The 13,324-nt window shown below is 49.4% G+C and carries 9 protein-coding genes and 1 pseudogene; 2 read left to right on the forward strand and 8 right to left on the reverse strand.

Annotation, left to right across the window (positions count from 1 at the left end):
- The first annotated feature begins 47 nt into the window (after positions 1 to 47).
- Together HFD99_RS08055 and HFD99_RS08060 are read left to right on the forward strand one after the other, a co-directional pair.
- Complete coding sequence (locus HFD99_RS08055) at positions 48 to 632, forward strand: RNA polymerase sigma factor (protein ID WP_103042232.1); 585 nt, start codon at positions 48 to 50, stop codon at positions 630 to 632.
- A pseudogene (locus HFD99_RS08060) lies at positions 604 to 1,809 on the forward strand (DUF4179 domain-containing protein). Before HFD99_RS08055 ends, HFD99_RS08060 begins: the two are co-directional and overlap by 29 nt.
- Before the next feature lie 159 nt (positions 1,810 to 1,968).
- Here the strand turns inward: HFD99_RS08060 and HFD99_RS08065 are convergent.
- The 8 genes from HFD99_RS08065 to HFD99_RS08100 form a co-directional block, all read right to left on the reverse strand.
- Positions 1,969 to 5,250 (reverse strand): DUF5704 domain-containing protein, encoded by a 3,282-nt coding sequence (locus HFD99_RS08065; protein WP_123796846.1) that lies wholly within the window; start codon positions 5,248 to 5,250, stop codon positions 1,969 to 1,971.
- 5 nt (positions 5,251 to 5,255) lie between these two features.
- On the reverse strand, positions 5,256 to 6,200 hold the full coding sequence (locus HFD99_RS08070; RefSeq protein ID WP_103042229.1) for a copper amine oxidase N-terminal domain-containing protein: 945 nt from the start codon (positions 6,198 to 6,200) through the stop codon (positions 5,256 to 5,258).
- Positions 6,201 to 6,629: 429 nt separating this feature from the next.
- A complete protein-coding gene (locus tag HFD99_RS08075; protein WP_031463002.1) occupies positions 6,630 to 8,954 on the reverse strand; it encodes a glycoside hydrolase family 127 protein in 2,325 nt (774 codons plus the stop codon).
- Between the two features lie 61 nt (positions 8,955 to 9,015).
- Entirely contained in the window at positions 9,016 to 10,242 is a 1,227-nt protein-coding gene (locus tag HFD99_RS08080) for an NAD(P)/FAD-dependent oxidoreductase (protein ID WP_031463001.1), read from the reverse strand.
- On the reverse strand, positions 10,239 to 10,574 hold the full coding sequence (locus tag HFD99_RS08085) for a (2Fe-2S)-binding protein (protein WP_017426336.1): 336 nt from the start codon (positions 10,572 to 10,574) through the stop codon (positions 10,239 to 10,241). The genes HFD99_RS08080 and HFD99_RS08085 overlap by 4 nt, the downstream gene beginning before the upstream one ends.
- A complete protein-coding gene (locus HFD99_RS08090; protein ID WP_031463000.1) occupies positions 10,571 to 10,978 on the reverse strand; it encodes a (2Fe-2S)-binding protein in 408 nt (135 codons plus the stop codon). The genes HFD99_RS08085 and HFD99_RS08090 overlap by 4 nt, the downstream gene beginning before the upstream one ends.
- The gene (locus HFD99_RS08095) at positions 10,971 to 12,407 is read right to left on the reverse strand and encodes an aldehyde dehydrogenase family protein (RefSeq protein WP_123796845.1); all 1,437 of its coding nucleotides are present in this window, start codon (positions 12,405 to 12,407) and stop codon (positions 10,971 to 10,973) included. Before HFD99_RS08095 ends, HFD99_RS08090 begins: the two co-directional genes overlap by 8 nt.
- Before the next feature lie 15 nt (positions 12,408 to 12,422).
- The gene (locus HFD99_RS08100) at positions 12,423 to 13,310 is read right to left on the reverse strand and encodes a dihydrodipicolinate synthase family protein (RefSeq protein ID WP_031462998.1); all 888 of its coding nucleotides are present in this window, start codon (positions 13,308 to 13,310) and stop codon (positions 12,423 to 12,425) included.
- Between the last annotated feature and the right edge of the window lie 14 nt (positions 13,311 to 13,324).

The following is a 13,324-nucleotide window of genomic DNA, read 5'->3' on the forward strand; positions in this document are numbered from 1 at the left end:
GACCCGTTGCGATTGTTATATAGACATAAATACAAGGAGGTGAGCTCTTGCAGGCAACCATCCCCGGGGATACACAGGACAAATACAGCCAGATTGAGCTGGCCATAGAACGTATCAAGGCTGGTGAACAGCAGGCTTATGAAATCATTATTCGGCAATTCGAGCGTCAGATGTACACCTACTGCTTTTATATTTTGAAGAATCATGAAGCCACAGAGGACGCGGTTCAGGACATTTTTATCAGAGCTTATGAGCATCTTCATCAATACAGCAGACAGACCAGCTTCTCGGCATGGCTATACAAGATAGCCTATCATCACTTAATGAATATCAAAAGGAAACACAGCCGCTGGCTCAAACTGGTTCAGCAGGTCAAGGAACAAGAGTCCATCGCCCAAGTATCACCTTATATAAGTGTGATTGAAGAGCTGCTGACTTATCTTACCCCAGAAGAACGTCATATTCTGCTACTGAAGGCTGTCGAGCAATACAGCTTTGAGGAAATTAGCAGCATCATGGGCTTAAAGTCGGCAACCATCCGCAAAAAATATGAGCGGCTTCGGCGCAAGCTGCTGGACCACAGAAGCAAAGGAGAACTTGTTAATGGACAAACATCTAACACCACCTTATGAGCGTGAAATGGACCCGTTGGAAAATTGGATCCATGAATCTGTCATGCCCAGAGGCAGTATGAGTGATCAAATTATGAAGGAGATTGAAAATAGAGCCATACAAAGAAAGACGACGAAACCAAAGTTTGCAAAACGGGCTGTCCTGGCGGCATCCGTAGTTGGCATATTAGGGGCAGGAGTGGTAGGCGCCGGGTTTGTATCACCCACGATGGCGGCTACACTCAAGCAGATTCCCGGAATTGGCAGTATTTTTTATGGATTGAGCTCGGATGAAATTCAGACTGCTGTAGATAAGGGCATTCTCAGTCATCCTAATGAAAGTGTGACGCATGACGGAATTACGCTGACATTAAGCGATGTTCTGTATGACGGTACACGCCTGTCCTTCTCCATTGAGCGTAAAGGTGAGAATTTGCCGGAAGGCTCTATAAGCCCTTATGTACCTATGGATGCCAAAACTGAAAATAGCGATGGCGAATGGGTAAAGGCACATAAAGTGCCTGAGAAGAATCAGCTTAAGGGCTACTTTAAGCATCCCGAAGTACAGATTAATGGAAAAAAGGTTGACTCTCAACAATTTATATACGGTGATGATCCGCACAAAAAAAATTCTGTCGTTGGGGAATTCATGCAGTTAGGATCTTTGCCGGACGAGTTTGAGTTGACGGTTAAAACTTCGATGACAGGTGTCAACGAGCCCTATGAATTCAAAGTTCCGGTGAAAATCGACAACACCATGATTGTGGTCCAACCGAATTAGACGAAGACCAGCAATAACTTCAGCTATACCGTGAAGGAGCTGAAATCCACCTCAACAACGACTCGTCTAGTGCTGGACAGTACAGGTGAAGTGCCTGCTTCTCAGGAGCAGACGGGAGAGTATGCGCCAACGATGATGTATTACGATATTGCAGATGATCAGGGCAACATTCTAGAGCAGCTCAAATTCGGTTATTTCCACAGCAAGCCTAAGATAAAATATCATGTGGATGAGCTGTACGATGCTCTTAAACCGGGCACGAAATACGTGACGATTAAGCCGTTCACTTTGACCGTCAAGCCTACCGACTGGAGCATTGTGGGACAAGTGAATGACAAGGTTGGCAACGAAGTGAAGAAAGGCGACAAAACGTATATCAAAGAACTGGAAATGGAAATCCCTGTGCCAGCCCAATAACATCAATGCAAGAGTAAGCAAGCCTGGATGAGAATCCAGGCTTGCTCATTTGGCTCGATTTACATTAACCCGTCCCTTCTCCTGCTTATTCAACTGTTTTTTACTGGTTATACAAGCAAAGGATAAGTTTAGGTTATCTTTAATTTGTATATTTCCCAATTAGTGAGGGACAAATGAACGAAAATCATCCCGGCTGGACTGGTCTGCATGATAAAACACGACATCTCCATCCTGTAAATGAAAGGTGTGTCCGTACGGGTCCTTTATCTCTCTACGATATCCCTCCAGTTGCCATTGGTTCAAAAGCGGGCCATTAATATATTGCAAATGTGGATGCTTGGTGTCCCCCTGACGGAGTGATTCCAAATTAAAGTGAACCACTATAAAGCCTGTCTTCTTGAATATATCTGTATGCTCGTTTAGCTCCTGACGGTGACTGACCTCGTGCAAATCCGTCCCTTTGGTAACGGCGTACACATCAGCAGGCAGACTATACTCGCCATACCAGCGCTGAATCGCCGCATTCGCACGATCGGCATCAACCCCCTCCGGCAGGTCCGTCTTTGGACCGATCAAGGTACGCACAGCAGCAGGCAGTACTAGCCAGTCGTAGCGTCCAACCCAGGTCTTGCTGCGTGTAATACGCTGGACATACAGCGCCACATAATGTTCCAGCATTAACTGACTTCGCTCTGCTTCACTCAGTCCATGTTGATATTGGTAGGCTGCTGTATCCTGCATTTCCTCCATAGGGACATTGCGTAGCCGTTCATTCAAAATAACATATCGCTTTTCCCGGTCCTCTGCCGATCCTACACGGATAAATTTTCGGCTGCCTGCATGTGTATACAAATCCACCTCTTCCCGCTGTCGCCCATCTTTGCTCACCCAATAAAATGAAGGGGTAATGCGAATTCCATCCTGTGCGCCGAACATATTGCCTTTGGTTTTGAGGTCAAACTTGAAATGGTAGCCTGTCTTGACCGCCACATTTGCGTAACCTTCATGTGGGTGACTACCTGGGCGAACGGGCAATGTGAAAAGCTGCGTGTTCCCTCTGGGCTCCCCGTCAATATTGCCAAGCCCTGTCCAATAGGACAGACCGCTATGCATTGGGCTGCCTTTTTGCTGCCGAAATACACGCTCCCAATGGTAATCTGCAATATCCGTGATATGAAAATCATACATCCGTCCGATGACCTCAATATTCACCACATCATTAGCAACATGATGGGCGAGATCCGTGTTGGCATGGCGCTGCTCGGTGAATCCATCCGGTGCATTTTCGGCAATGGTGCGGAACTCAACTGTATAATTGCCTTCATCGACCCATACGGGCAAATAAAAGTCTGTGGCCAGCTGCAGCACCGGAATGTCGATCCAGGTACCTCGCGGATAAAAATGTGTCTTTCCTTGGTCGTACACATCGAACGGAAAGCGCACCTGCTTGGTTCGTACATATTTGGCATACTCCCGATCACCATAGCCGGGAATATTCAAATGCGGACCTGTTGTCGAAATCGTCACCCGGAAAGGACGCTCCAAAATAAGTGCGGATCGCCCCTTCGTAGGTTGGGTTTTCTGATTATGAGCAGCATCATCCGACACTATAGACAGATTCACTACGGGAGTGTGGACAGTCACCGTATTGATTCCCTGTATCGGCAACGTTTTATCCGCACCTCCATTGATATTTCCTTTGAGAATAGCGTAAGTGATGTTACCACTGCTGGGCGTGTTGGGCTTATTGATCTTATGCTTATCAATCACATGATTCGGACTGTACAGCACATCGGCCCCAATCGCCCCGGAAGAGGGAATCACACCTGGTTTAGGGCCATTTACCTTGACGCGCTCTGGATTCATAATGATCTTGTTTTCAAAGGTCAAAGTATCGTTCTCCACTTCGATTTCCTTAACTGCCTCCTCTGCCTTAGATTTCAGTACACTGCGATCATCAGGCACACTGGGCTTGCTGCTGCCGCCATTTTTGCTGCGACTACCTCCGTCCACTGTGCCTGGTGCAGGGGGCGGATAAAAGTTACCCTGGGTCGCCGTAATATAAGAAGGGGGAGTATAGGATTGCGGACGCAGGGTGATTGCTTCATTGGGTAACGCATAGTTTCGGAGTGTAGCCTCCTTGATGCCATATACCTCCAAATTGTCTATCTTCCAATAGGAGTACGGACGGACGATTTGGTAAGTATAAGTTCGCTTCACAGTCTCATTCCGCCGAGACTTTTTCTTAGGCCGCCAGGTCAACCGATATTCCCGTTTTACGTTCACCGTATATGTACACTGACCCGTCATGTTCACAAACTTATGTTGAAAAAGGTATCTCTTGGCTTGTACATGACCGTACAGGCTTTCAGAGGTAGGAATACCTTTGGATACGTCAAATCGTTCCCGACCACGCTGGTCCGCTTTGATCACGGCAGATACTACTGGGTCCAGTTCGGCGGTTTCCAGGCGCAAACCTGGAACGGGACGTGAGCAGACAACACCTTTCGTTGGCTGTTCATGATCTTGACAATCTGAGGGCGCTCCCTCTTGGCTTTCTCCAGGCTTAGGACAGCCCTGAGCTTCTTTGTAATACAAATAAGCGGTAAACTGCTCAAAAGAACCGTCATAGGTAAACCCGGGTACAATTCCCGGCAAAATATCTCCGCTTGGCGGTTTACCTGTCGTGCTTTTCTTGTAACCCACATACTCATATTTCGGATTGGTTGGCGGGGTGAAATCATACGGTTGATTAGGTTTTAGCTCATCTTCTATTGGTGTAAATACGTTGTTAAGTGACTTTCCGTCAGTTGTAAAATGCTTGACGATGAGTGCGCTCTCTAGTTCGATTTTAAATAGAATTGGTTGGTAGATGCGGTACGCTTCTACTTCCTTAGCACAGGTAGGACATAACTCATCCTTTATATTCTCGGGTCTATCAGCATTCAACATCATGTTAACAACGATTGGAATGACTGTAGTATCAGTACCAATACCTTGAATTTGAAGCGGTCGGATATCTGAATTGAGAGTGCCTTGACTAATATGTGCGAAATAACGGGAGTATTTATCCGGCCTAGATTTCTCAAAATATTTGATGTAATCCCTGTTTTCTTTATTTTTAATAGGATCGTATAAAAAAGCTTCGACTTTTTTTATACTTCTGCCTGGAAATTGGAACTTATAAGTAAAATTTGCTTCTCCGTGCAGTCCCTTATTTGGCTCCTTCTTTTGAGTTACCCATTCACCATTAGTGTTTCGCCACATGTCAAAGTACATCATACCAACAAAGTAGCGGTCACTCTTATCTGCAAAATAGGACAGCGGTGTAACTTCTGTTTCGGCTTCCGCCTTGTTTGTAGGGAAAGAAAAAGGTGGGAGTTGCAATAGTAGCAGTACCCCCACCAGAAATACGGCCAGAATGCGTTGCATCTTTTTCATGTGCTTTAATTAACCCTCCACGGATTGACCATTATCGGTATATAGTCATCTGCCGCGTAAGCAAAGCCTATGTATTGGATATCTTGAAGTTTCAAGGATCTGTAATTCTGCACACCTTGAAACGTCTCATCTGACGTAGAATAGATCGGATAATACAGCAATTTCGTTCCGTCTCCGTTATCTATCGTCAATTGACTAACTTCATTACGAAAACGAGTATCGTTAAACTTTGTGATATAGAATATATCACCTGCCGTTGATTTAGTTTTAGCTCTGACCTTGAGGTAAGGCGTACCTTTTGCGTTAGTGTACGGTTCAATAGAGTATATATCCTCAAGAAGCTTGACTGGTAGGTCTGAATGTTTAAAAAGCATTGCCTTATCGTAAGTTCCACCAAAAGGCTTTTTGAGTATGTAAGAATTAGATGCAATCGCCTTTTTATACGGCTCAATACTAACTGCCTGATGCCCCGTATCCTCCAACGCAGCGATTTCTTTCTTCCCAATCCAGACCCAGCGGCTGACCTTATCCCATTCTACCGTCTGTCCCAAACCCTCACTCACTAACCGCAGCGGCACAAAAGTACGGTTTTGCTTCAAGATAATCTTCGTTTCATACGTTTTCGTTTGCCCATCTACGGTAGCGGTGTTTTGCCCCACTGTCATATTAACAGCATGTGCATCATTATTAATCGACACGGCTAATTGGCCGCCTGTTTTCTCCCAGCCCACCTTAGCACCCAATGCCTCGGATACAAACCGGATTGGAACCATCACATAATCGTTACTATCCTGAAAAGGTTTGGCATCCGGGAATTGTATTTTTTTCGCATTTAATAAGACTTCAATTGGTTTGGTGCTACTTGCCGCCTCCGCCATTGGAATCGTACTTGCCCCGCCCCATAGCAACGTGACTGCGGTCAAACTCAACACCCATTTTTTCATACTCATCTCTCGATCCCCTTTGTCTGCTTAAACTTATAAACTATGTATATCAACTCTAATCTCATAAACTCATCGCATCCCCACTTTCGGAAAATACTGGATACAACTTATATATTATAGGGTTTCCCAATTACAAAATCTATAAGAAAAATAACTAATATAACTACTCTAAAAATCATTTCCTATGAGAAATCTCCCGCTCTAAATCATAGAATTGCCTCCTTATATAACTTATATTTCTGCAAAATCTCATCAAAAAAGGGCTGCCTCTCCCCTCTGAAGGAAGAAACAGCCCGTGTGCTTCACGCGCAAAAACTATGAATATATCAGTTCATATCCTATGGATTATTCCAGCATCATCCAATATTTCTTACATCATAAATCATTACTGGTTAAAAATCAAACGTTAATTTTCTCACGAAACAGCTCAAAAAATCATTCATGTGCACCTGGACTCCCAGCTTGATATAGCTGCTCATACACGTCCTTGTTGACCATCCTCAGCCCAAACAATCTGCGGATACGCTGTCCAGGCTTGGCTTTGAAGGTCACTGTGGCTATATCCTTACCCTCCAGATATGCAGCCGGAATAGCGGCATTCACGTTGTAAAACTTGTCAGCCTCATCAAAGCCTTCACTAAAATGCTCAAGCAGATGACCGTTAATCCAAATATCAAAATCACAGTTTGGCATTTCCAGCGTAGCCGTGTAGGTGATAACCAGCAGCATTGGAGCAATCGGATCTGTCTTCAAATCGAAAGAGAACCAGCCGTCAATTCCCGCATTCCGGTAAGGTCGGTTATTCACATATCCGGTGCGAGTCGAAGCATCTCCCTGAAAGTTGTGATCCCGCTCCGGCTGCATTTCTCCGGGTTGGGCAAAGTCAATCGTGCACTGCTCCAGAATCGCCAGCTTTTCGCGTGCTGCTGTGTATTCCTTTTCCGCCTCCTGCCATGCTTCCTTCGTAAAAATGTCCCAATAGACTGAATAGGTACGGTCATGCATTTTATACAGCGGAGACAGTTCCACATCTCGGGGATGCCCTGCTTTTAAGGTACGGAATGTATTCGTTTTGCCCTCCACGGGCTGTATCCAATGATCCAGTTCTTCTGTTGGAGGGATGAATACCGGGGTATAGAGGAACTCTTTGGCTTTAGGATCTTCTAAGGGTCCCAGATCACCTGCCAGCACCAGCGGTCCATACATGACAGCCGCCCGATCCGGGTTATCTGGCATCTGCTCCAGTCTGAGCGACATCGGAATTGTCACCTCAACAACATCACCATCAAGCCAGGTTCTAGCGATAGAGACAAAGCTGCCCGGTTCTGATTCAACCGACTGTTCCTTGCCGTTTACACAGATAGTGATCCCTTTTTCAGCCCAATAAGGATAGCGGATGAGCAGCATAAATGGTGCAGGTTGATCACATTGAATTTCCAGCGTGGTATGATCCGTGTCTGGATAGGACGTAGTTTGTTTTAGCATAACACCTGTGTCTTTCCATGCCAGCGTAGAAGCAATGAACTGATTGACATACAACTTATCGTGATCGTGAAAATATATGCCGCTACCGTAGCTCGCATGGTTTTCCATCCCTGTGCCCACACAGCATGTAAAATCATCAAATTTACTTTCAAAATGCTTGTGCCCGCCCATGGCCAGCGACAGAAAATACGTAACACCCCCGTGAACCGGGTCCTGAGAAGCCAAAATATGATTGAATAAACCTCGCTCATAAAAGTCCGCTTCCTTGGCAGAAACATTCCACTGAAACAGGTGATTAGTCAGCTTGAGCATGTTATAGGTGTTGCATGTCTCCGTCGTATGCGGTCCGATGCGATCATTCAAGCCATCCGGCGCTCCAAAATATTCTCCAAAGCTATTGCCGCCAATGACATACGAATGATGATCCACCACCCGCTCCCAAAAAAATTCTACCGTCTTCCGACGCTTCGTGTCATTCGTGAGCTCATATTCCTTGGCAAGCCCGATTAGTTTCGGTATCTGTGTATTGGCGTGAATGCCCTGTAAGCAATCCTCCTGTGAGCTAAGCGGGTCCAGCACCAGCTTGTGCCAGAAGCACTCAGCCAGCCGCAAGTAGCGCTCTTCCCCGGTATCCGCATACAAATCCGCCAATACCTCATTCATGCCTCCATATTCGCAAAACATCATCTGCTGCATCTGCTCATCGCTCATCGGCTTCAAAATTCCTTCGAGCCAGTCCGCCAGTTTGCGCTCTACACCTAATGCCTTGTCACAGTCTGTCAAATGATACGCATCACGCAAACCAGCGAATAACTTGTGTAGTGTATACAAAGGAGCCCAGGCACCGTTCAGGTCAAAGCCCTTCGAACGAATATTTCCGGCAGATACCTCTTCAAAAAGTTCCTTTCCCCCAGGAATGCCAGATACATATCCGTCCCCATGCGCCGCCTGGCAAACATCCAGTTCATCCGTAATGTAATGTGCAATTTCCTTAAAACGCTCATCGCTGGTCGAAGCAAACATCATGGAGCAAGCGGACAAATAATGTCCCAGCGTATGACCGGAAATAGTCATCGCTTCCCAGCCTTCATATTGAGGCGCTTTGGGCGCAAGCCCGGCATATTCCCGAAAACGCGCCAGCAGACGATCAGGCTCAAGCTCCAACAGATAAGATCGGTTCAGCTCCATCGCCTGTTTGAAGGGACCTTCAGCCAATACCACCTCGTTCAGTGCGAACGGTGCTGCTTTCATATGGGCCTTTGCTTTAAGAGTCATCTTCCGTTCCTCCTTTAAGGCGAATTTGGGGTAAAAAACGCATATCCAACCTAACGAGCCGTTACGCGCCGCTCCCAGAAGAGATTTGCCCCCACTGCTGGTACAGCTGCGTTCTCGCTTCTGTAATGCCGGGATGAAATTGAATTAGCGCATGTTTCCGTGCAAAATGAACCTCACGGATCGCCTCCTGCACCCGTTGTTCCCCGCCTGCTCCGCCAAGTCCAGCAGCATGGATCATGGAAGCGGCTGCTAATCGCCCTTGAGCCATGGCGACCAGCCCGCTTTCGATGCCGGTAATATTGCCGGCAACGTACAGTCCTTTGAGCGAGGTTTCCATTCGCTCACCATGCAGTGGAACATGCCCACCCAGCTCAGGGCTGTACACGAATTTGCACCCGGCTACCGCCGCCAGCTCAGCGAGCGGATACAAGCCGCCGCTCAGCGCCACGAAGTCGGCGGGTTCGACGCGCTCGCTGCCAGCAATCGGCGAGCCGTCCGGTTTAACGTGGACCAGGGTCACGGATTCGACCCGGTCCTGCCCGTTGACGGACTGCACTGCTGTCCGCAAACGGATCGGGATATCCCACAGACGGAAGCCTCTGTGGGGATAGCAGCGCGCGATGAGCTTCTCCATCCGCATCGTCGCTGCCAGCTTGCCGCCGACGCGCATCCAGGCGGCAGGCGCCAACCCCGACAGCTGAAGCAGCAGCTTCGCGGAGGCTGTCGGATCTGCCGCTGCACCAGCCAGCGGACCCGCGCACGGCAGTGTAATCGCCGCCACCTTTACCCCGGCGACGGACAGCTCGCGGGCAATCGCCATCGACAATACGTTCATGCCTACAATAATGCCGCGTTCTCCCGGCTTGACGTAATGAACATTGGTCAGCACCTGCGCAGCCCCGATGGACATTACACCCGGTAACGTCCAGCCATCCAGCGGAACGGGAATCTCAGCCGCTCCAGTCGCCAGCAATACGTACTCAGCCGTGATCAACCCACAGGAAGTGGAAATTTCCCACGTTGTCGTATATTCCATGCCATGTACAGAAACGCCACAGCGAATGTCCACCCCAAGCTCCGCGCAGCGGGTAATCAGCTCATCCGAAACATGCTTTCCGATCCACCAGCCTTGACTGCCTTCCTCATGATATTGCCCGGGCATACGTCCACCCGGCTCAGTAAACTCATCCAGTACCGTGACTGGCAATCCTTGTTCAGCAGCCGATGCCGCTGCAGACAGTCCGGCCGGACCTGCGCCAATGACGATGAGATGTGCCATTTTATTCATGTCACAATTCTCCCTGTGATTTCATTCGAAAGCTGCCGTCCGGTTTCCACCACCATACCTTCTTCCAGCTTGGTCAGACAGGAACGAACCGTACCAAACGGATGAACCGTCAGACGACATTCGTTACAGTGCCCAATGGCGCAGTATACGCCCCTGGCCGTACCGGATTCCTCATGCCTTCTCAGCAAACGGACACCGCTGGCGAGGAGCGCTGCCGCTAGCGGTTCTCCAGCCAATCCCTGCATGGGACGACCATCAAACATGAAAGATACCTGCCGCCGCTCTGGCTTGGGTCCCAAAATCGGATGATTCACAATACGCGCACGGCTCATAGGGAACCTCCTTCTGCCAGCTGACCGAACGTTACGGGACGCACCGGGGGCCTTTGTGATAACAACTCCGCCTCCCGGCGGGCAGCAGGAACCTGATTGTAAAACCATGATTCCACTAATTGTCGGCATACCCTGCCCTGGCATGCCCCCATGGTCACCCGCGTAGCCATTTTAAGCTGGCGCACGGTGTCCACACCCATGAGGCAGGCCTGCTCCATCTGTGCAATACTCACTTCTTCACATCGACATACAAGCACATGGCCTGACGCGCCAAATGTTTTTGATTGCACGCCCGGAGATCCAGCATACTGGTTTTCTGCGTACTGATTTTCTGCATAATGGGTCTTTTCCCCCTGCACTTCCGTCCTATCCGTGACACTTCGTTCCGTCGCGCGTTTACGCATAGCTGATCGCACAGGTCTTAATCGCTGAATAAAAATCCAGCGCCGCCTGACCCTGTTCCCGGGTATGTGAGCTTGACTGCTTCAGACCACCGAACGGAGACTGATACTCAACTCCCGCCGTCTCCTGATTAACCCGTACCATTCCCGCGTCCGCTTCATCCAGAAACCGATGAGCAAGCCGCAAATCGCGGGTGAACAGGGAAGCGCTTAACCCATAAATAGAATCATTGCACAGCCGAATCGCATCCTCAAAGTCGTCGGCCTGTATGACACTGATGACTGGGCCAAAAACCTCCTCCTGAATCAAGGTATGGGACGAATCCAGACCAGCCGCCAGCAGTGGACGCACATAATAACCGTTATCTGTCCCGGCGGCGGCTCCACCTTCCGCCAAAATATCAGCTTCCCGGCGAGCTAGCGATACATAGGACATGACCTTCTCGTACTGACCCTTGGATGCCACAGGTCCGAGATACGCACCGGGGTCAAGCGCTGGAGCGATCTGGATTTTTTCCACCACTTGGCGTAAAGCTTCTGTGAACGTCTCATAGGCAGACCGTTCTACAATCACCCGGCTAGTGGCCGTGCATTTTTGTCCGGCTGACCGAAAGGCACCACTGGCAATCATCGCCACCGCCTGTGACACATCCGCGTCCTTCAGCACCACGGCAGCATTTTTGCCGCCCATCTCAGTCTGGTATTTGATGTTCCGACGTGCGCACCGTTCAGCAATGCCCAAACCTGTAGCGGTAGAACCCGTGAAGCTGACCGCCTCCAATGCTGGATGCTCCAGTAGGGCATCGCCTATACGACTCCCCTGCCCAATGACGAGATTCAGTACGCCGGGCGGAAGCTGCACCGCTTCAAATAGCTCAGCGATCCGTACTGCGGTTAATGAAGCATGTTCGGCAGGCTTCCAAATGACCGTATTGCCACACAAGAGTGCAGGAACAATTTTCCACAGCGGAATTGCTACTGGAAAATTCCACGGCGTTATGACAGCCGTTACCCCCAGCGGGATGCGCTTCGTGTATTGGAGCACTCCCAACTCATTCGAAGGAATGACCGTCCCAATGGAACGTACGCCCTCTGCCGCATAATATCGAAGCAGATGAACACCTCGCATCACCTCTCCTCGCATCTCGGTAATTGGCTTGCCCATTTCTCTGCTGGCCAGCTCAGCCAATTCAGGTGCGGCTGTTTCCAACAACCCGGCTGCTTTGAACAAGTAAGCTCCCCGTGCTGCCGGGCTTAATGCTGCCCATCCTGCCTGTGCCAGTCGTGCTGCTTCCCCGGCCTGGGCAATATCACGCTCATTGGAGAAATGGACGACCCCCACTTCTTCCTGCAACGCCGAAGGATTACGAACCACCATCTCCTCGCCGGAAGGGCTCAGCCACTCACCGCCAATCCAATTTCGGCTCTCCATTGTCTTCACCCCCATTCAAGATGAAACCCCGCTCGGGCGAACTGCCACCTCAAAAGCTTCACGAATCCGGTCATATTCCGCCTGTGGCAACGCAAGTCTGGGCGGCCGTGTCGGACCGACCGGGAATCCAGCCAGCTCCATCATATATTTGATGGACTGCACCAATTGCGGACTGGCATCGTAGTGGAACAGCGGTAATAGTCTGCGATACAACGCGGACGCTTCCGCCAAATTTCCCGCCTGCGCAAGCCGGAACAGCTCTACTCCTTCTTTTGGTAACGCATTAGGTACCCCCGAAATCCAGCCTGTCGCGCCGAACAATGCTCCCTCCATCGCCAGATTATCTACTCCGACCATGACCTCCAGCTCTGTCTGGTCCAAAATAGCGTGAATACGCCGTACATCCCCGGAAAATTCCTTGACTGCTACAATATTCTCAATATGTGACAAGTCCACAAGAATATCCGGGGTCAGGTCAACCTTGTAATCATGGGGGTTGTTATACGCAATGATCGGCAGGCCCACCTCTGACAATGCTTCATAGTGAGTCGTTACCTCATGGGGCAATGGATTATAATTAATGGGCGGCAACGCCATGACACCCGCTGCCCCGGCATCCTTGGCATGCTGCACCCAATGTACCGCCTGTTTAGTGGATGGAGCGGCCGAGCCGACTACAACAGGAACACGTCCCGCCGCAGCGTCAATGACCGTATGCACCACCTGCGATCGTTCCTCTGGAGACAAGGCAGCATACTCTCCCAGCGATCCCGTAGGTACCAGTCCGCTAATACCGCTTGCAATCAGATGCTCGCACAGCTCGGTCAGACGCTTGTAGTCGACCTCCATCTCTGCCGTGAACGGTGTAACCAAGGCCACATATACACCTTCAAAACGTGCCATATGCTCACCTACCC

It is taken from the genome of Paenibacillus sp. EKM301P, assembly GCF_011800295.1.
GTDB lineage: Bacteria > Bacillota > Bacilli > Paenibacillales > Paenibacillaceae > Paenibacillus > Paenibacillus polymyxa.